The 23,231-nt window shown below is 50.5% G+C and carries 22 protein-coding genes; 11 read left to right on the top strand and 11 right to left on the bottom strand.

Translation table 11 applies throughout. From position 1 onward, the window contains the following. Positions 1-14: 14 nt before the first annotated feature. The 4 genes from N6P30_RS07185 (at position 15) to N6P30_RS07170 (ending at position 6,696) form a co-directional block, all read left to right on the top strand. Positions 15-1,853 carry a DUF262 domain-containing protein gene (locus N6P30_RS07185; RefSeq protein ID WP_023293983.1) on the top strand — a complete coding sequence of 613 codons (1,839 nt, stop codon included), beginning with the start codon at positions 15-17 and terminating at the stop codon, positions 1,851-1,853. A gap of 45 nt (positions 1,854-1,898) precedes the next feature. Beyond that, complete coding sequence (locus N6P30_RS07180) at positions 1,899-3,080, top strand: restriction endonuclease (RefSeq protein ID WP_023293982.1); 1,182 nt, start codon at positions 1,899-1,901, stop codon at positions 3,078-3,080. 521 nt (positions 3,081-3,601) lie between these two features. Continuing rightward, positions 3,602-5,371 carry an anti-phage dCTP deaminase gene (locus N6P30_RS07175; RefSeq protein WP_023293981.1) on the top strand — a complete coding sequence of 590 codons (1,770 nt, stop codon included), beginning with the start codon at positions 3,602-3,604 and terminating at the stop codon, positions 5,369-5,371. Positions 5,372-6,018: 647 nt separating this feature from the next. Next, positions 6,019-6,696 carry a DUF2076 domain-containing protein gene (locus N6P30_RS07170; protein WP_023293980.1) on the top strand — a complete coding sequence of 226 codons (678 nt, stop codon included), beginning with the start codon at positions 6,019-6,021 and terminating at the stop codon, positions 6,694-6,696. A gap of 118 nt (positions 6,697-6,814) precedes the next feature. Here the strand turns inward: N6P30_RS07170 and N6P30_RS07165 are convergent, their stop codons facing one another. From N6P30_RS07165 to N6P30_RS07140, 6 genes are all read right to left on the bottom strand, one after another. After that, positions 6,815-6,973 (bottom strand): hypothetical protein, encoded by a 159-nt coding sequence (locus N6P30_RS07165; RefSeq protein ID WP_021240466.1) that lies wholly within the window; start codon positions 6,971-6,973, stop codon positions 6,815-6,817. A gap of 1 nt (position 6,974) precedes the next feature. Further along, positions 6,975-7,691, bottom strand: coding sequence for an ABC transporter ATP-binding protein (locus N6P30_RS07160; protein WP_008500393.1), 717 nt, complete (start codon positions 7,689-7,691; stop codon positions 6,975-6,977). Continuing rightward, on the bottom strand, positions 7,688-8,563 hold the full coding sequence (locus N6P30_RS07155; RefSeq protein WP_021240464.1) for an ATP-binding cassette domain-containing protein: 876 nt from the start codon (positions 8,561-8,563) through the stop codon (positions 7,688-7,690). Before N6P30_RS07155 ends, N6P30_RS07160 begins: the two co-directional genes overlap by 4 nt. Then, positions 8,560-9,834 (bottom strand): high-affinity branched-chain amino acid ABC transporter permease LivM, encoded by a 1,275-nt coding sequence (gene livM / locus N6P30_RS07150; RefSeq protein WP_032676933.1) that lies wholly within the window; start codon positions 9,832-9,834, stop codon positions 8,560-8,562. Before livM ends, N6P30_RS07155 begins: the two co-directional genes overlap by 4 nt. Positions 9,835-9,845: 11 nt before the next feature. Continuing rightward, entirely contained in the window at positions 9,846-10,760 is a 915-nt protein-coding gene (locus N6P30_RS07145) for an ABC transporter permease subunit (protein ID WP_008500397.1), read from the bottom strand. Between the two features lie 99 nt (positions 10,761-10,859). Next, positions 10,860-11,981, bottom strand: coding sequence for a branched-chain amino acid ABC transporter substrate-binding protein (locus N6P30_RS07140; protein ID WP_023293978.1), 1,122 nt, complete (start codon positions 11,979-11,981; stop codon positions 10,860-10,862). A gap of 424 nt (positions 11,982-12,405) precedes the next feature. On the opposite strand from N6P30_RS07140, the gene N6P30_RS07135 reads away from it, so the two are divergent. Next, positions 12,406-13,074, top strand: coding sequence for a YecA family protein (locus N6P30_RS07135; protein ID WP_023293977.1), 669 nt, complete (start codon positions 12,406-12,408; stop codon positions 13,072-13,074). Between the two features lie 33 nt (positions 13,075-13,107). Here the strand turns inward: N6P30_RS07135 and tyrP are convergent, their stop codons facing one another. Next, positions 13,108-14,319, bottom strand: coding sequence for a tyrosine transporter TyrP (gene tyrP, locus N6P30_RS07130; RefSeq protein ID WP_032663268.1), 1,212 nt, complete (start codon positions 14,317-14,319; stop codon positions 13,108-13,110). Between the two features lie 229 nt (positions 14,320-14,548). On the opposite strand from tyrP, the gene N6P30_RS07125 reads away from it, so the two are divergent. Continuing rightward, a complete protein-coding gene (locus tag N6P30_RS07125; RefSeq protein WP_023293975.1) occupies positions 14,549-14,890 on the top strand; it encodes a hypothetical protein in 342 nt (113 codons plus the stop codon). A 36-nt stretch (positions 14,891-14,926) separates the two neighbouring features. Here the strand turns inward: N6P30_RS07125 and ftnA are convergent, their stop codons facing one another. Together ftnA and yecR are read right to left on the bottom strand one after the other, a co-directional pair. Further along, complete coding sequence (gene ftnA / locus N6P30_RS07120; RefSeq protein WP_008500403.1) at positions 14,927-15,424, bottom strand: non-heme ferritin; 498 nt, start codon at positions 15,422-15,424, stop codon at positions 14,927-14,929. A 203-nt stretch (positions 15,425-15,627) separates the two neighbouring features. Further along, positions 15,628-15,966 (bottom strand): YecR family lipoprotein, encoded by a 339-nt coding sequence (gene yecR, locus N6P30_RS07115; protein ID WP_021240460.1) that lies wholly within the window; start codon positions 15,964-15,966, stop codon positions 15,628-15,630. A 234-nt stretch (positions 15,967-16,200) separates the two neighbouring features. On the opposite strand from yecR, the gene azuC reads away from it, so the two are divergent. Together azuC and N6P30_RS07105 are read left to right on the top strand one after the other, a co-directional pair. After that, positions 16,201-16,284, top strand: coding sequence for a stress response protein AzuC (gene azuC, locus N6P30_RS07110; protein ID WP_014884364.1), 84 nt, complete (start codon positions 16,201-16,203; stop codon positions 16,282-16,284). Positions 16,285-16,392: 108 nt separating this feature from the next. Continuing rightward, on the top strand, positions 16,393-16,644 hold the full coding sequence (locus tag N6P30_RS07105) for a DUF2766 family protein (RefSeq protein ID WP_008500405.1): 252 nt from the start codon (positions 16,393-16,395) through the stop codon (positions 16,642-16,644). Between the two features lie 42 nt (positions 16,645-16,686). Here N6P30_RS07105 and N6P30_RS07100 read toward each other — a convergent pair whose 3' ends face one another. Both N6P30_RS07100 and N6P30_RS07095 read right to left on the bottom strand, forming a co-directional pair. Further along, the gene (locus tag N6P30_RS07100) at positions 16,687-18,030 is read right to left on the bottom strand and encodes an anaerobic C4-dicarboxylate transporter (protein WP_023293974.1); all 1,344 of its coding nucleotides are present in this window, start codon (positions 18,028-18,030) and stop codon (positions 16,687-16,689) included. 156 nt (positions 18,031-18,186) lie between these two features. Beyond that, positions 18,187-18,690 (bottom strand): non-heme ferritin-like protein, encoded by a 504-nt coding sequence (locus N6P30_RS07095; protein ID WP_008500408.1) that lies wholly within the window; start codon positions 18,688-18,690, stop codon positions 18,187-18,189. 788 nt (positions 18,691-19,478) lie between these two features. On the opposite strand from N6P30_RS07095, the gene araF reads away from it, so the two are divergent. The 3 genes from araF to araH all read left to right on the top strand — a co-directional run bounded on the left by araF (position 19,479) and on the right by araH (position 23,055). Next, on the top strand, positions 19,479-20,468 hold the full coding sequence (gene araF / locus N6P30_RS07090) for an arabinose ABC transporter substrate-binding protein AraF (RefSeq protein ID WP_008500409.1): 990 nt from the start codon (positions 19,479-19,481) through the stop codon (positions 20,466-20,468). Positions 20,469-20,539: 71 nt separating this feature from the next. Next, positions 20,540-22,054, top strand: a complete 1,515-nt coding sequence (gene araG / locus N6P30_RS07085) for an L-arabinose ABC transporter ATP-binding protein AraG (RefSeq protein ID WP_023293973.1) — start codon at positions 20,540-20,542, stop codon at positions 22,052-22,054. A gap of 11 nt (positions 22,055-22,065) precedes the next feature. After that, complete coding sequence (araH, locus tag N6P30_RS07080; protein WP_171843394.1) at positions 22,066-23,055, top strand: L-arabinose ABC transporter permease AraH; 990 nt, start codon at positions 22,066-22,068, stop codon at positions 23,053-23,055. Positions 23,056-23,231: the final 176 nt, after the last annotated feature.

Here is a 23,231-nt window from a genome sequence, read left to right as displayed (position 1 = left end):
TAGGGAGTATAATAATGAGTAAGTTAGATAATAAAATTGAAGCACGCCATCGTAATTTGTTTGATGTTCTAAATGCGCAAAAATATACCGTTGATTACTTTCAGCGCGAGTATAGCTGGGGTGAGAAACATATTGAAGAGTTGGTTACAGACTTAACATCTGCGTTTCTCAATGAATACACCGTCGGTGATTCTCGGGAGCAGGGTGAAAACTACAATAATTATTACTTAGGACCATTTGTTGTGAGTAGTAAAGATGGGAAACGGAGTATTATTGATGGTCAGCAACGACTGACTTCATTAACTTTATTTCTAATTTACCTCCATAACCTTCAGAAAGAACTTAAATATGAAGAGAAAATAGAATCAATGATTTTCTCCGAGTTACGTGGCAGCAAATCATTCAATATAGTAGTTGAAGACAGAATACCTTGCATGGAAGCATTGTTTAATTTTGGTAGCTATAGTTTAGTTGATGGGGATGATGAGTCAACCCATAACATGGTGGAGAGATATCAGAATATCACAGATGCTTTTCCTGATGAATTAAAAGGTCAGGCTTTTCCTTTTTTTATCGACTGGCTTAAGTATAACGTTATTATGGTTGAGATAGTTGCCTATTCAGATGAAAACGCATATACCATCTTTGAGACTATGAATGACCGAGGATTGAATCTTACTCCGTCCGAAATGCTTAAAGGTTTTTTACTTTCACGCTTTCATCAGGGAGATAAACGCCAAAAGGCAAATGAACTCTGGAAAAAAGCGATGATGGATTTAAAAAACTATGATAAAGATGAAGACCAACGTTTTTTCCAGTCATGGTTGCGTGCTCAATATGCTGATACAATACGCCCGGGTAAAGCTGGTTCAAAAAATGAAGACTTTGAAAAAATAGGTACGCGTTTTCATAGCTGGGTTAGAGATAATCTTCAGGCGGTGGGATTGGACCCAGATAATGGTGAGACATTCGAACGATTTATACAAAAAAACTTTTTGTTTTATTTGAATGCCTATACACAAATACTGAATGCTGAGAGAGCATTAACGCACCAACTGGAATATGTATTTTATATCCACCATTGGGGTATTGCACCTACTTTAAGTTTCCCTTTGATGTTGGCTCCATTAAATGTAGGTGACAGTCCTGAGGCTGTGATAGCCAAAATAAACCTGGTGGCGCGCTATATTGAAACATTTGTTGTTCGTCGTTCTGTTAATTTCCGAAAATTCTCTGCCAGTTCTATTCGTTACACAATGTACAGTCTTGTTAAAGAAATTCGTGGTAAAAGTATTGAAGAATTAAAAGATTTGTTATCTAAGAAGTTATCCGAAATGCCAGATACTTTTGCAGGAATGGAAGAGTTTCGTCTCCATGGTCAAAACTATCGTTTTGTGAAGTTTTTGCTTTCTCGTATAACTGCGTGGGTTGAGCAACAAGCCGGAATGAGTACAACCTTCATTACATATTATCAGCCAGAACATGGTAAGCCATTTGAAGTCGAGCATATTTGGGCCGATAAATATGAACGTTACTCTGATGAGTTTGAACAAGAGCACGAATTTAACAATTACAGAAATCGCTTAGGTGATTTGGTTTTATTACCTAGAGGCTCAAACCAGTCATATGGTGATTTGTGTTACGATCAAAAGCAACCTCATTACATTAAAGAGAATCTCCTGGCTAAATCGTTATGCCCATTGGCATATATGAATAACCCTAATTTCAATCAGTTGAGAAATGTATTCGGATTGCCTTTCAAGCCACATGATTCATTTAAAAAACAAGATGTCGATGAACGACAGTCTTTGTATAAAATAATTTGTGAGAATATTTGGGCTGATAATTTATAGCAAAATTATAATTTTTATTAATCTGCAATGGTATGGAGGGTTGTCATGATTTATCAGTGTGATACTTGCAGTAGAACGACTTTTGAGATTAATTGTCCATGGTGTAGCGGCGTTTCACCTGTAAAAACGTCTGCATGGGGTTCAGCATCATCGACTGCACAAGCAATAGATATACAACGTATGACGCCATTGAATCCATCTTTTTATCCCGAGTTTCAGTATCGTTCTAAGGGTATGCTGAAAGATCTGTTTGGGAAAAAGAAAGAACAAACTCAGCTTAATCAATTGCTTGAAAATGTTCTCGAAAAATACTCCAGTTTAAAAGATCCATATTTTACTAACTTCATTTACACTTCAAGATTCTCACATAATAATAAATCGGAAGCAGATTACTCAACAGATAATGGTACATACTCCGAATTACAACTTTTCCGTGAGGTGTTGGTCAGGAAAGGGTTCAATGAGCTTGAGCAGTTACCTGAGCTATTAGATAAATTACTCCTTACCACGTCATTTAACGCTCTTTATTATGGTTTCGCTAAGGAAGTTAAACGGCATATTAAATCCACACTTACTGAATCGTTGAAGTCATGGATTGAGGAAGCAGGCACCACTTTCCGGGCAGATCTTTCATTATTTCTATTCTATATATGGAGTAATAATATAGAGTTCTCATCAGTAGAGTTCAATGAAAAAGCGGAGGCCACGCCTGGTGTCCCTTTGGTTTTATTTGATGAAGTTAAAAAATACTTGGCTGTGTGCGAACGTATTTATTTTGATATTCTGGTTGATAGATTAGCTACACGCCTTGAGCATTTTAACCCTAATAAATTCGTCACCATGTATTTAGTTGATGCGATGGACGGTTTCCAGTTCGAAGATTTCCTTGTGGAAATATTCCAGACTATGGGTTATGACGTCAAAGAAACCAAGAGAACGCAAGATCAGGGTGCAGATCTCTTCGTCACTCGATTTGGTAAGGATATGGTTATTCAGGCGAAAAATTATTCTGGTTCTGTAGGTAACTCGGCGGTGCAGCAGGTGATCTCTGCTAAAACGTTCTATGGTTGTGATGAGGCGATGGTTGTGACTAATTCCTACTTCACACGCTCTGCGAAAGAGTTAGCTGAATCAGCCTTGGTACGTCTGATCGACAGGGATGAACTGCAAAAGTATCTGGATGATTATAATCAAAAGATAATCGAAGATTTCCAGTCAAACTCATAACGTTGAAACATTTTTAGAAACTTTTCAGACACGGATAGAACTAGGTAGGTTTCCGTATCAGGGGATTTACCTGTGATGTTTCGTCAATATAGCATATAACTGCTGAGCATCACGGGCTAGGAAGTGAGGGGAATCCATCGTTCATTCGGATGATGAACCTCTTTCATCTTCTGGCATCACAGTGTGAATATGACTATCTACACTTACGGGTTTCCACATTTTGTGGTAATTGTTGTTTTTACTTTTCACGCATAATGAAAAGAGTGCAAACTGTCTTTTTTGTGTTCTGTAATGGTTTGATATTGCTAGTTTTTACCGGGGGAGTATCATAGCATGTTGTATATGCTGGTGGGGGATAGTATTCCTTGTGATTCTAAAAAAGGCAATATCGTATTTCTTCCCGCTTGGCAAAAAGATGTTCGGTCACTGTAATGTGAAGCTATTGATATATAGTTGCATTAGCCTGAACAGGCAATAGTGACGCTTCTTCTCAATCTGAAAAACTAAGAGTGAGATCTATAATGTTGAAATTCTCTGGTACTTTTCAAGAGCTTAGTGGAAAATTAGCTTCACTCAATGGTGAGTGGGATGATTCACAACCGAATAAAAAAGTTTTAAGACTAAATGGCGGTGTGATGAACTGGTTTGAATCAACGGGTTCTATCAGTTTTCAGGGAAGAGAACCGGGGAAATTAGCCCTTGAATCTGAAGTACCTAAATTACTATACCCAACAGAACCAATGGCTATAAGGCCACAATCCTCAGCATTATCTCCTGATGCGTTGATAAAGTCTCAATGCAATGATGAAAAAGATTCTTCAGTAGAGCGCCAATATCTTACTACTGGGATCAACGATGGCGAACTCGTCATTGGTATTGTGAGTGCTGTTGGAACAGAATATAAACGAGTTACTGAACCATTAATCGACCGTTTGAAAGGGTTTGGTTATTCGGTTAAGGAAATTAGGGTGTCGAGTTGTTTGACAAGTACTTCACAAACGGATGAGTATGAACGTATTCGACACTACATGCAGTTAGGTGATTCTTTGCGAAAAAGTATGGGTAATAATGGCATATTAGCTGCAGGGGTAGCAAAGAAGATTTCAGAGTTAAGATCCCCGACAGATACAAAGCGAGCCTATATAGTCAACTCACTTAAACATCCTGGTGAAGTTGAGTTCTTAAGAAAAGTATATGGGGGAGGATTCTACTTAATAGGTATTCATGCAGATGAGAAACGGCGGCATCAGCATTTAACCGATGATAAGGGAATGACTCAAAGCCAGGCTAATGATCTAATTCGTATTGATGAAGATGAATCAATTGATCATGGACAAAAAACTAGAGATACTTATCACCTTGCTGACTTTTTTTTAAATCTTGGCAGTAATAATGACCAGGTTAAGAATCGCTTGCAACGATTTTTAGAATTAATTTTTTCACACCCTTATAAAAACCCGACATTTGATGAGTTTGCCATGTTTATGGCTTTTAATAGCTCAGTTCGTTCTGGTGATTTATCACGCCAAGTCGGTGCAGTGATTAGCCGAGATACACAAATAATTGCAACTGGCGCTAATGATGTACCTAAATCTGGTGGAGGTCTTTACTGGGCTGAAGTGAACGAAGAAACTGGAAAAGTTGAAGATCAACCAGACGGAAAGGACTATACAAGAGAAGGGGACTCAAATAAACATGCGCAGTCAGTCATTATCCAAGAAATTGCGACGAATCTTTTAAACCAAGGCCTAGTAGATAGTTTGCGTGAACTTGATCTTAAAAAAGCACTTAAGGAAAGTAAAATATCTGATTTGACTGAATTTGGCCGTGTTGTTCATGCTGAAATGGATGCATTGTTATCTTGTAGTCGTGCTGGTATTCCTACCACAGGTTCAACACTTTATTGTACAACGTTCCCATGCCACAATTGTGCAAAACACATTATTGCTAGTGGGATTAAACGCGTTGTCTACGTAGAACCTTACCCTAAAAGTCGTGCGTTAGATTTCCATTCTGAATCGATCCATCTAAGATCTGAATTGGAACGCACACTTAAAGATAATAATAATCTAGTCAGTTTTGAACCGTTTATTGGGGTTGGACCACGTCGTTTCTTGGATCTTTTTTCAATGAGTCTTGGCAGCGGTTCTAAATTACGCCGCAAGGATAAGGGCGGTGGTATCCTTGATTGGGATAAAGCATCAGCCCCTATTAGGACACCTTTATTATCAAAGTCTTATATAGAAATTGAGAAAGCTGCTGCTGAGATGTGGGATGAGTGCTCATTTTGACAGAAATATAATTCCAAGGTTGCAATCATGAACTGGGTTCAAGGAAGTCAGTCTAGGCTATGTTAAAAACAATCATGGTGTGCCGAGTTTTGGCATAAACATGGAAGATTTTTCTCGTCTTCCATGGGAGGAGGCACAATTACAGTCCACTAATTTTCAGTACCTGTGCAGTTTCTATGCTCAACGCTATCCATGATTATCTATTTTCAGCCAATTACAGCAAAATGAGTAATCAATTTTAGCAGCCTTTTGCAATGAATAGCTATGTAACACATTGATCCTGCGTAGAATTTAAAATCCCTCGGCGTTCGCGCTGTGTGGGTTCAAGTCCCACTCCGGCTACCATGGGAAACAAAGAATAATCAAAGCAATAAGCAGTGTCGTGAAACCACCGAAAGGTGGTTTTTTTGTGCCTCCAGTTTAGCACGAAGTGAGCGTATCTCATCGTCATCACGATCGTGCTGTGCCCGGGAATTTGCTGCCATACCAGAACGTTAAGCCTAACTCTCTAATATCAAGCCCGGAAAGCAGGGCGATTGTCAGCTAACCTGCAACCAATCTTAAACAAACATTTCACTCGCCAGACACAGGTCGCCGCTGCTGATAAGCTGGTTGGTATCCACCCTGGAGAGCGGAAGGTTATTGTCATGCAATATGAAGAACAGCAGCTTATCAACGGACTTTTCGAGCGTCTTAAACAGGCCGGACAACAAAACAGCAAACGTGATGCAGATGCAGAGCGTCAGATCGCTGAATTTGTCAGACAGCAGCCTGCGGCCCCCTACTATATGGCGCAGTCGATTTTGATTCAGGAAGCGGCGCTGAAACGTCTGCAGGCCCGGGTTCAGGAGCTTGAAAGCGAATTAGCCGCGCAAAAAAGCAAACCCTCGACGGGCGGCAGTTTCCTCGGCGGCCTGTTTGGTGGCGGGAAAAGTAACCCGCAGCCTGACAACAGCTGGAATGCCCAGCCGCAACAGCCACCGGCGCAGGATTACTCTCGGGCGCCAGCGCCAGCTACTCGCGGCGGCGGTTTTATGGCTGGCGCGCTCCAGACAGCCGCTGGCGTGGCCGGTGGCATCGCGCTTGCCGAGATGCTTACCAGCATGTTCCATCAGTCGCGGCCGGAAGAGATCGTGAACATCATCGAAGAGCCGACAATGCCCGTCGGTGGTGAACCGTTTGTCGGTAATCAATACGGCGATGTTAATAACGTCTCTGACACCCGTTTCCTCAACCAGAACGATCCGTTCGGCAGTAATAACGACATCTGGCAGAACGACGATGTAGATGACGACTACAGCAATGACGACGACAGTTTTATTTAACGACGTTATCGTGTCACCATCGAAATGAAGTTAACCCTGAAAGTTGGGTATCCAACTTTCGGGGTTTTGCTTTTCCGGGTCAAAAAAGCCTTCGAGGCTAAGCCTGAAGGCTCATAAATCACATTCTTTTTACTGCTTTTCTTACTAACAAACCTGTAAGAATTGCCGGAAGCAATCCAAACAAAGAGGCGATATCGACTAACGTATCCTCCAGTTCTTCTATCCCGTATGTCCCGAAATGGTCCATCACGGCATAAGCCCATTCGGCAGGTGTCACATCACACCCCGCCCAAATAAGCCTTCCTCACCTCCTGATTCCCCAGCAATTCCTCACCGCTGCCGCTCAGCCGGATCTGTCCGTTCACCATCACATACCCGCGGTCAGACAGCTTCAACGCATGGTGCGCATTCTGTTCCACCAGAAAAATGGTCATACCGCTGCGGGCCAGTTCGCGCAGCGTCTGGAAGATCTGCTTCACCACAATCGGGGCTAAGCCCAGGCTGGGCTCATCCAGCAGCAGCAGCTTTGGACGGCTCATCAGCGCCCGGGCGATCGCCAGCATCTGCTGTTCTCCGCCGGACATGGTCATCGCGCGCTGTTTACGTCGCTCCTTAAGGCGAGGGAAAAGGTCGAACATGGTTTGCATATCTTCAGCCGCAAACTGATTGCCGATGGGAATGGTCCCCATCAGCAGGTTCTCTTCCACAGTCATATCCGGGAAGATACGTCTGCCTTCCGGTGCCTGCGCAATGCCGCCGGACGCAACGTAGTGGGTGGATTGATGGCTGATATCTTCACCACAGAACAGGATCTGCCCGCTGCGGATACGGGGCTGGCCGAAGATGGACATCAGCAATGTCGATTTACCCGCACCGTTTGCGCCAATCAGCGCCACGGTTTCCCCCTTATTCACCTCAAGAGAGACCTGCTTCAGCGCCTGAATGACGCCGTAAAACACATCCACCTCGCGAAAAGCCAGCAGCGGTTCGCTCATAGGGAGACCTCGCTTTCATCCGTGCCCAGGTAGGCTGCAATGACCTTTTCATCATGCTGGATCTGCTCGGGTTTCCCCCTGGCAATCACATCGCCGTGGTCGAGCACGATAATGTCGTCCGAAATGTCCATCACCATCCCCATATCATGCTCAATCAGCAATACCGTGATGTCGTGATGATCCCGCAGAAAGCGAATAATGCCGCTCAGCTTGTGCGTTTCAACCGGGTTAAGCCCGGCGGCGGGTTCATCCAGACAGATCATTTCCGGCCCGGTGCACATTGCCCGCGCGATTTCCAGTCGCCGCTGCTGGCCGTATGACATCTCTCCCGCCAGGCGATTGGCGCACTCCACCAGATCCACTACTTCCAGCCAGTAGAAGGCTCTGTCCAGGGCGTCGCTTTCAGCCCGCCGGTATGCCGGCGTATTTAAGATCCCGGCGAGCAGATTACGGTTAACGCGCATATGCTGCGCGACCAGCAGATTTTCCACGACCGACATCTCGCGAAAAAGACGGATGTTTTGAAACGTGCGCGCCAGCCCGGCACGGTTGACCAGGTGGGTTCCGCCGAACATTTTGTAGAAAAGACGCTGCCCGAACTGCGCGGGGTTAATCCAGTCGCCGGGCTGGAATTTTTGCCCGAGGACCTGAATAACATTGGTCGTTTTATGGCGGGTATTAAACAAAATGTTGCCGCCGGAGGCTCTGTAGAACCCCGTCAGGCAGTTAAACACGGTTGTTTTTCCCGCCCCGTTGGGGCCAATCAGGGCGGTAATGGAGCCGCGCTGCACGTCCAGGTTGACGTCGTTTAGCGCCTTAATCCCGCCAAAATGCATCATCAGATGCTCAACGCGTAATATCGTTTCGTTCATGGTGCGACGCCCTTACGCACGGCAAACCCGCTGCGGTTAATGCGGATCAAACCGCGTGGACGCCAGATCATCATCACCACCATCAGCATGCCAAACAGCAGGACGCGGTACTCGGCAAAACTGCGCAGCAGCTCCGGCGTGACCGTGAGCACAAAGGCGGCCAGCACCACGCCAAGCGTAGAACCCATACCGCCCAGCACCACAATGGCGAGGATCAATGCCGATTCAAAGAAGGTAAAGGAGGTCGGATTCACGAACCCCTGATAGGTGGCGAAGAACACCCCGGCAATGCCTGCGGTGGACGCGCCCAGCGTAAAGGCGGAAAGCTTAACCAGAACATGATTCAACCCCATTGAGCGGCAGGCAATTTCGTCTTCGCGCAGGGCTTCCCACGCCCGACCAATCGGCATGCGCGTCAGGCGGTGCTTGATGTAAAGCACCAGCATCACCACCAGAAACAGCACCGCGTAGATAAAGATAAACTTCATGTTCGGGTTGTAGGTCAGGTTGAAAAACTCGTGGAAGGGCACGCCGCCTTCTTTTGCGCGTCGCCCAAACTCAAGACCGAAAAAGGTGGGGGGAGGGGCAGACACGCCGTTGGGGCCGCCGGTGAAGGTCAGCCAGTTGTTCAGTATCAGGCGAATGATCTCCCCGAAGCCGAGGGTGACGATGGCCAGATAGTCACCGTGCATGCGCAGTACCGGGAAGCCGAGCAGGGCACCTGCGGCGGCGGCCATGATTGCCGCCAGCGGCAGCATGCTCCAGAAGCCCAGGCCGAGATACTGGTATCCCAGCGCCAGGCCGTACGCACCAATCGCATAGAACGCGACATACCCCAGATCCAGCAGGCCGGCCAGGCCCACGACGATGTTCAGCCCCAGACCGAGAAGCACGTAGATCAGCCCGAGAATGGCGACGGTTAGCACATATTTCGTGGCGACAAACGGAAAGCAAATCGCAAGGGTAATCACCAGGGGAATGATCCAGCGCATGCGGCTTTTGTAATCCGGTGGCCGGACATAAACGCCCGCGCTGTCGGCCTCGAAGCGCGCCTGGAAGCGGGCCCCGGCAGCGGTACCTAAAAAAGCGCTCAGCAGAAAACGCCCCGACATGACGATACCCACCATCCAGGCCAGGCGCTGCCCGGCGAAGGTAAAGCTGTACCCGTCCAGCACCACACCTGCAATGGGGCCGAAGATAATCAGCGCAATCAGCCCGGAGAAAATCGCGTCCAGAATGCAGCGTTTAAGTGAAAAACCGTGTGACGTCATCATTGTCTCCCTCACACTTTGGCCACAATCGGGCGCCCGAGCAGCCCCTGAGGGCGGAAAATCAGGATCATCACCAGCAGGCCAAACGAGAAGACGTCTTTATAGTCCGAGTTCACCATGCCCGAGAACTGCGCTTCCGCCACGCCCAGGATAAGGCCACCGAGCATGGCGCCGGGGAGGGAGCCGATGCCGCCAAGTACCGCCGCCGTGAAGGCTTTAATGCCGATCACGAACCCGACGTAGAAATCAAAGGTGCCGTAGTTCATGGTGATCAGCACCCCCGCCAGGCCCGCCATCGCCGCGCCGATGACGAAGACCAGCGAAATAATCCGGTCGGTGTTAATCCCCAGAATGGAGGCCATTTTGCGATCCTGCTGCACCGCACGGCACATCCTCCCCAGCCGGGTACGGTTGATTATCCAGGTGAGCACCAGCATGCCGGCAAACGAGGCCACCAGGATAAACACTTTGGTGTAGGTTATCTGCACGAACCCTTCGCCCAGATGCAGGCGAATCACGCCGTCCAGCATGGTCGGTACCCCTTGCTGGCGCGGGCCCTGGCTCAGCTGCGCGTAGTTTTGCAGGATAAGCGATATCCCGATGGCGGAGATCAGCGGTGCCAGGCGCGTGGAGTTGCGCAGCGGCTTATAGGCGATACGCTCGATGGTCCAGCCGTACACCCCGGTGACCACAATGGTGAACACCAGCGTGCCGAGGATCAGCAGCGGGAAGGACTGCAGGCCGAAGAATGAGAGCAGCGCCAGGCCAATGGCGCAGAGATAGGCTGAAATCATATACACTTCGCCGTGGGCGAAATTAATCATGCCGATAATGCCGTACACCATGGTGTAGCCGATGGCGATCAGGCCGTAGACGGAACCCAGCGTTAAGCCATTGATTAACTGTTGCAGGAAGAATGTACTCATTTTAGCGCGCTCGTTTTATAGGCTGCGCGAGCCGCGCAGCCTGATGTTTATTACGCGCCGACGGGCGAGCCCATCGACGTTGAGCGTGACTCCGTCCCGTTACTCCACTTCCTTATATTTTCCTTTGTCGTCCCACTGGTAAACCACGTAGTCAGAGACTTTCAGATCGCCTTTGCTGTCCCAGGCTTTTTTGCCCATCACCGTGTCGACGGAATTGGCCTTCAGCCACTCGCTGGCTTTGGCAGAGTCCTTGCCGCCGGTGGCCTTGAAGGCGGCGGCAATCGCCTGTACCGAGGCGTAGGAGTACAGGGTGTAACCTTCCGGCTCGAATTTACCGGCGCGGAATTTCTCGATTACCGCTTTGCCGTCCGGGATCAGGCGCGGATCTTTACCGAAGGTCATGTAAATGCCCTTGGTATATTGCGGGCCGCCCGCCGCGGTCACCATCTCTTCGTTGACGATACAGTCCCCGGAGAAGAATTTCGCCTGCACACCCTGCTCACGCATCTGGCGAACCAGCGGGCCGGCTTCCGGATGACAGCCCCCGAAGAACACGACGTCCGGTTTTTGCGCGCCGATCTTAGTGACCAGCGCGTTAAAGTCTTTTTCACCGCGGGATAACCCCTCGTACATCACATCCTGAACCCCACGTTTCGCCAGCGCCGCTTTGGTGGCGTCAGCCAGGCCCTGACCATAGGTGTCTTTATCGTGAATAATCACCACCCGTTTGGCTTTCAGCTTGTCGATGATGAAGTCGCTGGCCACCTGGCCCTGCTGGTCATCGCGGCCGCACATGCGGAACATGTCGCTCATGCCGCGTTCGGTAATCAGCGGGTTGGTTGAACCGGGGGTAATAGCGATGATCCCCGCATCGCTGTAAACCTCGGAGGCGGGCATGGTGGAAGAGGAGCAGAAATGACCGACCACGGCGTTGACTTTATCCTGGTCGACTAAGCGGTTGGCCACCGCCACCGCCTGCTTAGGCTCGCAGGCGTCATCCCCCTGAACCAGTTTGATCTTCTCGCCGTTAATGCCGCCGGCGGCGTTAATGTCTTCAGCGGCCTGCGTTGCGCCGTGCCAGTACTGATCGCCATAGGTGGCATTAGGACCCGTGAACGGCCCGGCCACGCCAATCACGATATCTGCCCTGGCGGAAAACGCCGTCACCAGGCAACCGGCCAACACGAGAGAAAGCGGAGTTCTGATAAATTTCAGCGACATTATTATGTTCCTTAGCAAAGAGGTTTTTGCACCACGGCGTAAACCCGAACGCCCGGCGGCGCAGCCAATCCGAAACACGAGCAAGAACAAAATGCACTAAACGAACAAGATACAGACGGCATCCTGCATATACGGCGAGGTTTCCCTGCGCAGCGTCGCGCGAAGAACATTAAGCAAAAACGTTGCCAGAATGGTTAACCCATTGACGGGCCTGTGACATGTTTGAGTATAGAGCGCCGCGTTATGCCGCCTTGCGGGAGGAGAAGAAATTACAGCGGAGATCACATATCGTTAACAATAAAGCCCATAAGTTGTGCAAAGGTCACGATTTGCACGTTTTTGCAGCAATAAAGACCTAAACTTCAGCCCGGAGAGGCGTGAGATATGTGTTAGGATCGTTTCCTTTTTATCAGGAGTGTCAGCGATGACTGAAGGCCCATTAAATGAAAGCGAAATGGCGTGGCTTGAAGAGACGTTAATGTCTTACGGTCATGACGATGCGTCCGTGCTTGACGTGTCTGAACTGGACGGCATGTTTACCGCAGTGCTTTCCGGTCCTGTTGTCGTTGAGCCAGATACCTGGCTGGTGGCGGTGTGGGGTGGCGAGAAATACATTCCGCGCTGGAAAAACGATCGCGAGATGAACCGTTTTATCGATCTTTGCTTTAAGCATATGAACGATATTGCCGAGCGCCTGAGCGAATATCCGGACCAGTTTGAACCGATGTTTGGCTATAACGACATTGACGGTGAGAGCTATACCGTGGTGGAAGAGTGGTGCTACGGCTACATGCGCGGCGTGGCGCTGACGGACTGGTCAGCCTTGCCGGACGAGCTGAAGGCCGATCTGGATGTGATTGCGCTGCACGGTAGCGAAGAGATCGGCGACCAGCTGGATGAATTGACCGAAGAAGAATATACCGCCAGCATTGAACGTATTCAGCCTGCGGCGCTGCGCTTGTATAACTACTGGGTGAACAATCCGCAGCAGCCGGAGGTGAAGAAGCCGATGGTGAACGGCACGAAGGTTGGGCGTAACGATCCGTGTCCTTGCGGCAGCGGGAAGAAGTTCAAGAGCTGCTGTTTGCACTGATAAAAAAGGGGCTGATGACAGCCCCTTTTTTCATTAACCCACTTCCGGCAGCATTCCCGCCGCAATCAGTACCTGCACCAGAATAATCACCACCCCACAGCCAAACACAATGCACAGCAGCGGTTTTCCTCCCGCCACGCGGTAACCCTGCTGCGGATGCTGCTGGCGGCTCTTCCACGCCAGCAGGGAAGGGAGGAGCAGGGCAAGGACCGAGAGCGCCACCCCCGCATACCCCAGCGCCATCACAAACCCGCGTGGATAAAACAGCGCAAAGGCCAGCGGCGGCAGGAAGGTGATGGCCCCGGTCTGTAACCGTCCTGCGGCGGTATTGCGGCGCTGGAACAGGTCGGCCAGATAGTCAAACAGGCCAAGCGCCACGCCCAGAAACGAGGTTGCCAGCGCCAGGTCGGCAAAGAGGTGTACCGCCAGCTCCACGTGCGGGGAGGTGACGACCTCGCGCAGCGCCAGCAGAAAACCGTTCAGGCCTGCGTGCTGTGCCATCAGGCCAATAAAGGTTGAAGAGTCGATGCTGCCCAGGGTCACCAGCTGCCAGAAAATGTAGGCAATCAGCGGGATCGCGCTGCCGATAACAAAGACGCGGCGCAGCTTGCGAATATCGCCGTTCATATAGCTGACGATGCTCGGCACGCTGCCGTGGAAGCCAAACGAGGTGAAAATGACCGGGATGGCGGAAAGCGCCAGCCCTTTTTCCAGCGGCAGCGCCAGCAGGTTGATCTTGTGCACGTGCGGTGCCAGCAGGACCAGCATGACAATCAGGAACAGAATTTTGGCGCTGAACAGGAAACGGTTAAACAGATCGACCAGCGATGTTCCCACACAGACCACGCCGCCGCCGATGAGCGCAAAGAAGATAGCGCCCGTCGCCGGGGTAATGTCAGAGCCAAACCAGTCGTTAACGCTGGAAGCGATCAGCTCCCCGGCCCCGCTGATGTAGGCGGCGGTCAGGGCGTACATCAGGAACATCATGCTGAAGCCGGTTATCCACTGGCCGTAGCGTCCCAGGTAGCGCGCCGCGAGGGAACCCAGACCGGTATCGGCGGGCACATGCTGGTAAACCTCAAGCAACAGCAGGGCGGTGTAGCACATCAGCGCCCAGAGCGTCCCCAGCAGCAGCAGGGTCATGCCAAATCCCACGCCCGCGGCTGCCAGAGGCATTGCCAGCATTCCTGCGCCAATCGTCGTTCCGGCGACGATAAAAATACTTCCCAGAGTTCTGTTTTTCACGCTTTCCTCTACAACGCTTCTTAACCGCGACAAAATCTGCGGCGCAGAGTAAGGGAAAAGCCGTAACTCGTCAAATCACCGTTACAAGCAGTGTAATGAATATTTTACACATTAATATTCCTCTGACCCTTTATAGGCTTCCGCCTACTACATGAGGGCAATGTTGCTGAGCAACATTTCGGCGTAACGTAAACAATAAATATAAATTATCAAATAAAGTGAGGGTTTTATGGCGGGGGAGAATCCTTTTACCGCGGCATGGAGCCGTGGAGGCAACCTGTTGTGCCATGGCCACTGGATAATCCACTGGCAGAACCAGCCCCTGATACTTCCGGAGTCCCGCCGCGAAAAAGATATGGGCACCTGGGGAATCTATTCGGTTATTGATCCTGAGGATGAGACCTTTGCACAAGGCTTACAGGAAGATGAGTGGATCATAGCGAATGTCGACTGGTTGACGGATATGTTTTTCGAGATGGGTATTGCGCTGGAGACGGCCAGCTACCGCTATTTTTACCAGGCCGTGAATCCTCACGACTGGCGCTGCACCAGCTGCGCTGGGTGTATGTAAATTAACGCGGTGCAGGGAACCCGCACCGCGCTGAAATTAATTCTGCGTATCCAGCGTGGAAAGTTCTTTATCAATAAAGTAAAGACCTTCGCCTGATTTCCCCACCAGAGATAATTTATCCAGCACGGATTTAAACAGCTTCTCTTCTTCATGCTGTTCGGCGACATACCACTGCAGGAAATTGAAGGTTGGATAATCCTGGCTGGTCATCGCGGCATGAACCAGTTCGTTAATTTTCTGGGTGATCAGCTGCTCGTGCTCGTAGGTGGCGCGGAACAGTTCATCGAGAGAATTATATTCAGCAAATGGGGATGCCACGGTTTCAATGCGCGGCAGGCTGCCGGTATCCGTCAGATAATCAAACAGACGCTGCATGTGGGTCATCTCTTCCTGCGCGTGACGACGCAGAAACGCGGCAGCGCCTTCGAAGCTGTGATAGCTGCACCAGGCGCTCATCTGCTGGTAGAGAAGGGATGAATACAGCTCAAGATTCATTTGTGCGTTGAGCTTGTCGATCATTTCAGTTTTCAGCATGGTGGCGCTCCGGGTTATTATTTCTGGTTCACAATGAGCGACACTATAATTTGTTATTTAATTATTTGCAAAACGTAAAATATTTATTTTATTTATTTAAAATACGAATGGGAATAAAACGCATTGGCGATTTTATCATTTATTAATGAGAATTGTTTTTGTTCGTGATGAAATAAACTGCCAGCCTGCGCTGGCAGTCTGGATTAATACCACGGATTGTTTGACTTAGGGTTCACGGCATAACCCATACATTTATACTGGATAGTCACGCTCTCGTTCAGACACAACGAGCCGCTAATGAGGGTGCAGGTTTTAATGGGCTGACCATAGGCTGAGGCCGTGGCGTACCCCATGCTCTGACACGCTTTTGCCGCCGTACCGTTATTCACATACTCATCGGAATACGCATTTTGCAGCGCTGCCTGACCGTAGTTAAGGCGGACGATGCCGTTCGGCGCATCGAGGCTGCTGACTTCAGCCTGGCGGTTAATGCTGCACCCCGCGAGCAGGAGGAGTGTGCCGGCTACAATGACTCTTTTCATGGTTCGCTCTGAGTGGATGGAAATACGTTATCGTACCCGCAGATGCCCGCCGCAATGGCTGGAATAGCCGGACAATCTGCCCTCACTCTTCGCAACGGGTCGATGGTGAACGCGATCAGACCCCATTCTGATTAAATTGTGATTTCTATCACAAAAGCATTGATTTTTGTGATTGTGGTCATATTATAGGCGCATTGACGATAAAGTTGTATAACAAGTTGATGGAGCATCACTGTGAAACTGCGCAAAATCCTGAAAAGTATGTGGGCCAATTACTGCCGCACGTTCAAAGACGTGCCGCCGGGCGCCATGTTCTGATAAAAAAAACCTGCTTCGGCAGGTTTTTTTATACCTGCAGACGTTGAAGGGAAGATGTCAGGGGGCGTGTTTTGATACTATGGCGGCCTTTAAATAAGGAGAAACCCCATGTCACAAAACCTGAGCGCCGATCAGGAACTGGTCTCTGACGTTGTCGCCTGCCAGCTGGTTATCAAACAAATCCTGGATGTTCTGGACGTGATTGCGCCGGTTGAAGTGCGCGAGAAGATGTCTACCCAGCTGAAAAACATCGATTTTGCCAGCCATCCTGCTGCCGCTGACCCGGTAACGCTTCGTGCGATCCAGAAGGCCATCGCGCTGATCGAGCTGCGATTCACGCCACAGGGAGAGTCCCACTGACGCAGGGAAATGGGCGACGGCATGCGTCGCCCTTTGATGTTATCAGAAGAACGTCTGGACCAGCAGGTAGCTCGCGGCACACGCGCAGCTTACCCCAATCAGCCCTGGCAAAATAAAGCTGTGGTTGATGATAAATTTACCGATGCGGGTCGTGCCTGACCGGTCAAAGCCGATGCAGGCCAAATCGCTGGGATAGGTCGGCAGGACAAAATAGCCGTAGGACGCCGGGAAAAAGGCGATCAGCATTTTCGGGTCGATGCCCAACATCAACCCCATCGGCGCCACCGCCGTCAGCGCCGCCGCCTGGCTGTTCACCAGTTTTGACACCAGAAACAGCACAATCGCATATGTCCACGGGTGGCTTTTCACCACGCCTTCCAGGGCCAGCTTTAACTCGTCGAGATGCGCCTGGAAAAAGGTATCGCTCATCCACGCCACGCCGAATACCGAGAAGATCGCAACCATACCGGCCTTGAACACCGCGCCGTTGGAAATCGCGGAGGCATTGACCTTACAGGCCATCAGCATCACGGCACCCGCAATTAGCATCATCATCTGGATGACAAGGTTCATCGACAGCGCCGTCATTTTGCCTTTCAGTTCAAAGGCGGGGCGCAGCTCAGGGAAGGCCCCCAGCATAACGACCACGGCAATGCCGGCAAAGAAAATCCACGTGGACCAGTAGGCCTGTTTTGGGAAACGCTGATTCATTAACGTCTCTGTTCCGCCATAGATAAACTCGCGCTGCTTAGGATCTTTTAGCTTTTCCTGAAACTCCATGTCGTCCGCCAAATCTTTCCCGCGCCGTAAACTCCACAGTGCAGCAATAGCCACGCCGAAAAGTGAAGCGGGAACCGACACGGCGAGAATTTCCAGAATTCCCCACGCGTGGCCGATCCCATGCTGGGCCGCCAGGATGGACACCAGCGACACGACGGCAACGGAAACGGGGGAGGCCGTGATCGCCATCTGCGACGCGACCGACGCCACGGCCATAGGGCGCTCCGGGCGGATCCCTTTTTTCAGGGCGATATCCGCAATAATCGGGAACATGGTGTAGACCACATGGCCGGTGCCGCACAGAAAGGTCAGCATCCAGGTGGTAAACGGGGCGAGCAGGGTGATGTGCTGCGGGTGTTTGCGCAGCAGACGTTCCGCAAACTGCATCATCACGTTGAGACCGCCCGCCGTTTGCAGGGTAGCGGCACAGCCAATCACCGCGAGGATGGTCAGCATGACGTCAACCGGGGGTTTACCCGGCTGCAGACCAAAGACGAAACATAAAATAAAAAGACCAATACCGCTGATTAACCCAAGCCCCATACCGCCGAAACGCGTACCCGTCAGCAGGCAGAGGAGAATGACAACAAACTCAATGGTGATCATGATGCTCCCTCGTCAATGATTATGTAATTAAATAAATCATCACACGTTGTGTGGTTAATCATTGGGAGCCAGATCTGATTTGTTAAATTTCAGCAAAAGCAGAAGGTTGGAGAGGGGAAGGGGACCTGCTCCCCGGGACGGAAGCAGGCCAAAAACTCAGTGGTGCTGCACCGCCACAATGTCGAGCAGGTGACGGTCGGTTTGCTCAGGACATAAACCTGCCTGCTGCGCGTTATGCAGCTCATCCGCCAGCGTCTTCAGCAGCAGGCCATCCTGCTGCTGCTCTTTATCCATATCGCGTAAGAATCTGAGCGTCGTAATGTCCTGCTGCGCTTTGGCTTCATCGGCCAGTTTGTTGAGGGTGCTGCAGCGTTGTTCATACTCTTCAAGCGTTTTCTGAAACAGTTCTTCCAGACAAGAGTAGCTCTCGTTTATCCCATCAAGGGCTTTAACGACAGGGTTTGCCCCTGCAGCTTTCAGGAAGTTAAAAACGCGCATCATATGGGTGACGTTACTTTGTGCCTGAGAGCGAAAGAAGGTGGCAGAGCCCGTGAGGCTATTCTCAGCGCACCACGCACTTAAGTGCAGGTGCAGATTGGAGGCATAGAACTCAAGGTTCATCTGCGCGTTAAGTTTTTGCATCATCGTTTGGGTAGCCATACTCATATCCTTATTGACGGTGGGACGTGATGTCCGTTGCTTAACCTGAGCACCAGGCAAGTACGAAGAAAAAGAGCAGAAATACGCTTTCTGCAGTAAACGAAGTCGACCGAAATTCACTTCCTGTGTTCGATATAAATAAGCATACCCTTGTCTTTGGTCTAAGAAAACTCTTAAATTGGCTGTGTTTACCATACATTACAAACTTTAATATAGTACAGAAATACAATTAGCTCGCCATAGATCGGTGTTTAGATAATCCTCTGATAATCAACATTTTTTATCGAAGAGATATGCTGTTACTCTTTCGGGAATATTAAACCGGAATAATGCTCTGTAAAAAAATGAATCACGGATTAATTATTCCGTATATCAGGTGCATTAATAAAATTGCGCTAAATCAAATTCTTTGGAGTAAATAATTTTCAGTGCGTGTGGCATTTTTGATGAAAAACATACTGCACTTTTCTGACGTCCGGCGTTCTCGTGCCCGAACCGGGGCATCAGGGATATCTTAGCTAATCTTATGGATAATCCTGCTTACCCTCATTTCATTTGTCTGACAAATACTGCCTTTTTTATGTCATTTTTCGCTGAATTTATGTACGCAATTACTGTAATTCTGCGGTGTGATGGGGCTCTCTTATGGATGATTAATTTCCCGCTAAAACTATCACCAGCAATAACGCTTATAACGAGGTAAGCGCTAATGCCTTGTTTTAAGTCCGATTAAATAAGAAGCACGCACATATTCCCTACAGAAAAGAAAGCTAAAGCTGGAGTTTACCATGCACAAATTTACTAAAGCGCTGGCGGCCATCGGTCTGGCTGCCGTTATGTCACAATCCGCTATTGCTGAGAATTTAAAGCTCGGTTTTTTGGTAAAACAGCCCGAAGAGCCCTGGTTCCAGACGGAGTGGAAATTCGCCGATAAGGCCGGGAAAGATTTAGGTTTTGAAGTGATTAAAATCGCCGTGCCTGACGGTGAGAAAACCCTGAACGCCATCGACAGCCTGGCGGCCAGCGGTGCGAAAGGTTTCGTTATTTGTACGCCGGATCCAAAGCTGGGCTCGGCCATCGCGGCAAAAGCCCGCGGTTACGACATGAAGGTCATTGCCGTTGACGATCAGTTCGTGAACGCCAAAGGCAAGCCGATGGACAGCGTCCCGCTGGTCATGATGGCCGCGACAAAAATCGGCGAACGTCAGGGCCAGGAACTCTATAAAGAGATGCAAAAACGCGGCTGGGACGTCAAAGAGACCGCAGTGATGGCTATTACAGCGGATGAGCTGGACACGGCGCGTCGTCGTACGACCGGGTCAATGGACGCGCTGAAGGCGGCCGGTTTCCCGGAAAAACAGATCTACAAAGTTCCCACCAAATCTAACGATATCCCGGGCGCTTTCGACGCCGCCAACTCCATGCTGGTTCAGCATCCGGAGGTCAAACACTGGCTGGTGGTCGGCATGAACGACAACACCGTGCTGGGCGGCGTGCGCGCGACGGAAGGTCAGGGCTTCAAGGCACCTGACGTGATCGGGATTGGCATCAACGGCGTTGACGCCGTCAGCGAGCTGTCCAAAGCGCAGGCCACCGGCTTCTACGGCTCACTGCTGCCAAGCCCGGACGTTCACGGCTATAAATCCAGCGAGATGCTTTACAACTGGGTCACCAAAGGGGCTGAACCACCGAAATTTACCGAAGTGACCGACGTGGTGCTCATCACCCGCGACAACTTCAAAGAGGAGCTGGCGAAAAAAGGACTGGGCGGGAAGTAATTCGCGGTGATTGTGCCCCTCATCCTGCGTGAGGGGCCTGACGTACACACTACAGGAATCACGGAGACGTTATGCGACAGTCTGATCCGTATCTCTCTTTTCGCGGCATCGGGAAAACCTTCCCCGGTGTGAACGCGCTGACCGATATCAGCTTCGACTGCTATGCCGGCCAGGTTCACGCCCTTATGGGGGAAAACGGTGCGGGAAAATCCACGCTGTTGAAAATCCTCAGCGGCAACTACTCGCCAACAACCGGCACGCTGGCGATCCGCGGCGAAGAGATCTCTTTTGCCGATACCACGGCGGCGCTTAATGCCGGGGTGGCCATTATCTATCAGGAGCTGCACCTCATCCCTGAGATGACCGTGGCGGAAAACATCTATTTAGGACAGCTCCCGCACAAAGGCGGCGTGGTGAATCGTTCGCTACTTAATTATGAAGCGGGGCTGCAGCTAAAACACCTGGGGCTGGACGTCGATCCCCAGACGCCGCTGAAATATCTCTCCATCGGCCAGTGGCAGATGGTTGAAATTGCCAAGGCACTGGCGCGTAACGCCAGAATAATTGCCTTCGATGAACCCACCAGTTCGCTCTCTAAGCGTGAAATCGAAAATCTGTTCCGCGTGATCCGCGAATTGCGTCAGGAAGGCCGGACGATTTTGTACGTTTCGCACCGCATGGAAGAGATTTTTGCTCTCAGCGATGCCATCACCGTGTTTAAAGATGGACGCTATGTGCGCACCTTTACCGACATGGCGCAGGTGAACCATGACCAGCTTGTTCAGGCGATGGTCGGACGCGATCTGGGTGATATCTATCACTGGCAGCCTCGCCAGTACGGCCCTGAGCGTCTGCGCCTCGATAGCGTAAAAGCGCCGGGCGTCAGAACGCCGATTTCGTTATCCGTACGCAGCGGTGAAATCGTCGGCCTGTTTGGTCTGGTAGGCGCGGGGCGTAGCGAATTGATGAAAGGGCTGTTCGGCGGTACCCGTATTACCGATGGGCAGGTCTCCATTGACGGCGAGCGGGTAGACATTCAGAAACCGGCTCACGCGATCGGGGCAGGGATGATGCTCTGTCCGGAAGACCGGAAAGCAGAGGGCATTATTCCGGTGCACTCGGTACGCGACAACATCAATATTTCTGCCCGCCGTAAGTTTATTCGCGCAGGTTGCCTGATAAACGATAGCTGGGAGTCGAGCAATGCCGACCACCATATTCGTTCACTGAATATCAAAACGCCGGGTCCGGAACAGCTGATCATGAATCTGTCAGGCGGAAACCAGCAGAAGGCCATTCTGGGCCGCTGGCTGTCGGAGGACATGAAGGTCATCTTACTGGATGAGCCGACGCGCGGTATCGACGTGGGGGCAAAACACGAGATTTATAACGTGATCTATGAGCTGGCAAAACGCGGCGTGGCGGTGCTCTTCGCCTCCAGCGATCTGCCGGAGGTGCTGGGCGTGGCCGACCGCATTGTGGTGATGCGTGAAGGCGAAATTGCCGGCGAATTACTTCATGAACAGGCGAATGAACAACAGGCGTTGAACCTCGCCATGCCTAAAGTTAGCCAGGCCGTCGCCTGAGTAAGGAGTTAATGATGTCCTCTGTTACTACATCCGGAGTGCCGAAGTCGAAGTCGGCGTTGAGCGTTGGGCGTATCTGGGATCAGTACGGCATGCTGGTGGTGTTTGCCGCACTGTTCGTCGCCTGCGCGATCTTTGTCCCCAACTTTGCCACCTTCATTAATATGAAGGGGCTGGGTCTCGCCATCTCCATGTCCGGGATGGTGGCCTGCGGGATGCTGTTCTGTCTGGCCTCCGGCGATTTTGACCTGTCGGTGGCGTCGGTGATTGCCTGTGCAGGCGTTACGACGGCCGTGGTGATCAACATGACGGAGAGCCTGTGGATTGGCGTTTTTGCCGGTCTGTTACTCGGCGTCATCAGCGGCCTGGTGAACGGTTTTGTTATCGCGCGCCTGAAGATTAACGCCCTGATCACGACGCTTGCGACAATGCAAATTGTCCGCGGGCTGGCCTATATCATCTCCGACGGTAAAGCGGTGGGGATTGAAGACGAGCGTTTCTTTACGCTGGGTTACGCCAACTGGCTGGGTCTGCCTGCGCCTATCTGGCTGACCGTGGCCTGCCTGATCCTGTTCGGCTTCCTGCTTAACCGGACCACCTTTGGCCGTAATACGCTGGCGATTGGCGGTAACGAAGAGGCCGCCCGTCTGGCCGGGGTGCCGGTGGTGCGCACCAAGATTATTATCTTTGTGCTCTCGGGGCTCGTTTCTGCCGCGGCGGGGATTATTCTGGCGTCGCGTATGACCAGCGGCCAGCCAATGACCTCTATCGGTTATGAGCTGATCGTTATTTCGGCCTGCGTGTTAGGGGGCGTTTCCCTCAAGGGAGGCATCGGAAAAATCTCATATGTGGTGGCCGGTATCCTGATTTTGGGCACGGTAGAGAACGCCATGAACCTGCTGAATATTTCGCCGTTCTCGCAGTACGTGGTGCGTGGTCTGATCCTGCTGGCAGCGGTGATTTTCGACCGTTACAAGCAAAAAGCGAAGCGTACCGTGTAACCGTTTTGCACCTCTTTTATTGCTCAACTTATAACCATAGTTGACCCCTTCACCGCCCCGCCAGTAAAACTGGCGGGGCGGTTGTCAAATGGCGAGCGACGTCACACTGTCTATACTTACATGGCTATGAAAGAGGTAAAGGCGTTTACCTCTCGTCAACCGTAAGGAGGAAAAGG

The sequence above is a fragment of the Enterobacter sp. PL1 genome (assembly GCF_945957325.1).
GTDB lineage: Bacteria > Pseudomonadota > Gammaproteobacteria > Enterobacterales > Enterobacteriaceae > Enterobacter > Enterobacter roggenkampii.
Note: the sequence above shows the minus strand (reverse complement) of the source record. Positions and strands in the feature narration are given on the sequence as shown.

Excerpts from the sequence above, each read along its gene's own strand:
- araH (WP_171843394.1), top strand. The coding sequence starts at position 22,066 with ATGATGTCCTCTGTTACTACATCCGGAGTGCCGAAGTCGAAGTCGGCG.
- N6P30_RS07125 (WP_023293975.1), top strand. The coding sequence starts at position 14,549 with ATGGCGGGGGAGAATCCTTTTACCGCGGCATGGAGCCGTGGAGGCAAC.
- N6P30_RS07105 (WP_008500405.1), top strand. The coding sequence starts at position 16,393 with ATGTCACAAAACCTGAGCGCCGATCAGGAACTGGTCTCTGACGTTGTC.
- N6P30_RS07155 (WP_021240464.1), bottom strand. The coding sequence starts at position 8,563 with ATGAACGAAACGATATTACGCGTTGAGCATCTGATGATGCATTTTGGC.
- N6P30_RS07180 (WP_023293982.1), top strand. The coding sequence starts at position 1,899 with ATGATTTATCAGTGTGATACTTGCAGTAGAACGACTTTTGAGATTAAT.
- yecR (WP_021240460.1), bottom strand. The coding sequence starts at position 15,966 with ATGAAAAGAGTCATTGTAGCCGGCACACTCCTCCTGCTCGCGGGGTGC.
- N6P30_RS07185 (WP_023293983.1), top strand. The coding sequence starts at position 15 with ATGAGTAAGTTAGATAATAAAATTGAAGCACGCCATCGTAATTTGTTT.
- livM (WP_032676933.1), bottom strand. The coding sequence starts at position 9,834 with ATGACGTCACACGGTTTTTCACTTAAACGCTGCATTCTGGACGCGATT.
- N6P30_RS07145 (WP_008500397.1), bottom strand. The coding sequence starts at position 10,760 with ATGAGTACATTCTTCCTGCAACAGTTAATCAATGGCTTAACGCTGGGT.
- N6P30_RS07175 (WP_023293981.1), top strand. The coding sequence starts at position 3,602 with ATGTTGAAATTCTCTGGTACTTTTCAAGAGCTTAGTGGAAAATTAGCT.
- araG (WP_023293973.1), top strand. The coding sequence starts at position 20,540 with ATGCGACAGTCTGATCCGTATCTCTCTTTTCGCGGCATCGGGAAAACC.
- N6P30_RS07170 (WP_023293980.1), top strand. The coding sequence starts at position 6,019 with ATGCAATATGAAGAACAGCAGCTTATCAACGGACTTTTCGAGCGTCTT.
- N6P30_RS07135 (WP_023293977.1), top strand. The coding sequence starts at position 12,406 with ATGACTGAAGGCCCATTAAATGAAAGCGAAATGGCGTGGCTTGAAGAG.
- N6P30_RS07160 (WP_008500393.1), bottom strand. The coding sequence starts at position 7,691 with ATGAGCGAACCGCTGCTGGCTTTTCGCGAGGTGGATGTGTTTTACGGC.
- N6P30_RS07100 (WP_023293974.1), bottom strand. The coding sequence starts at position 18,030 with ATGATCACCATTGAGTTTGTTGTCATTCTCCTCTGCCTGCTGACGGGT.
- N6P30_RS07140 (WP_023293978.1), bottom strand. The coding sequence starts at position 11,981 with ATGTCGCTGAAATTTATCAGAACTCCGCTTTCTCTCGTGTTGGCCGGT.
- ftnA (WP_008500403.1), bottom strand. The coding sequence starts at position 15,424 with ATGCTGAAAACTGAAATGATCGACAAGCTCAACGCACAAATGAATCTT.
- araF (WP_008500409.1), top strand. The coding sequence starts at position 19,479 with ATGCACAAATTTACTAAAGCGCTGGCGGCCATCGGTCTGGCTGCCGTT.
- N6P30_RS07095 (WP_008500408.1), bottom strand. The coding sequence starts at position 18,690 with ATGGCTACCCAAACGATGATGCAAAAACTTAACGCGCAGATGAACCTT.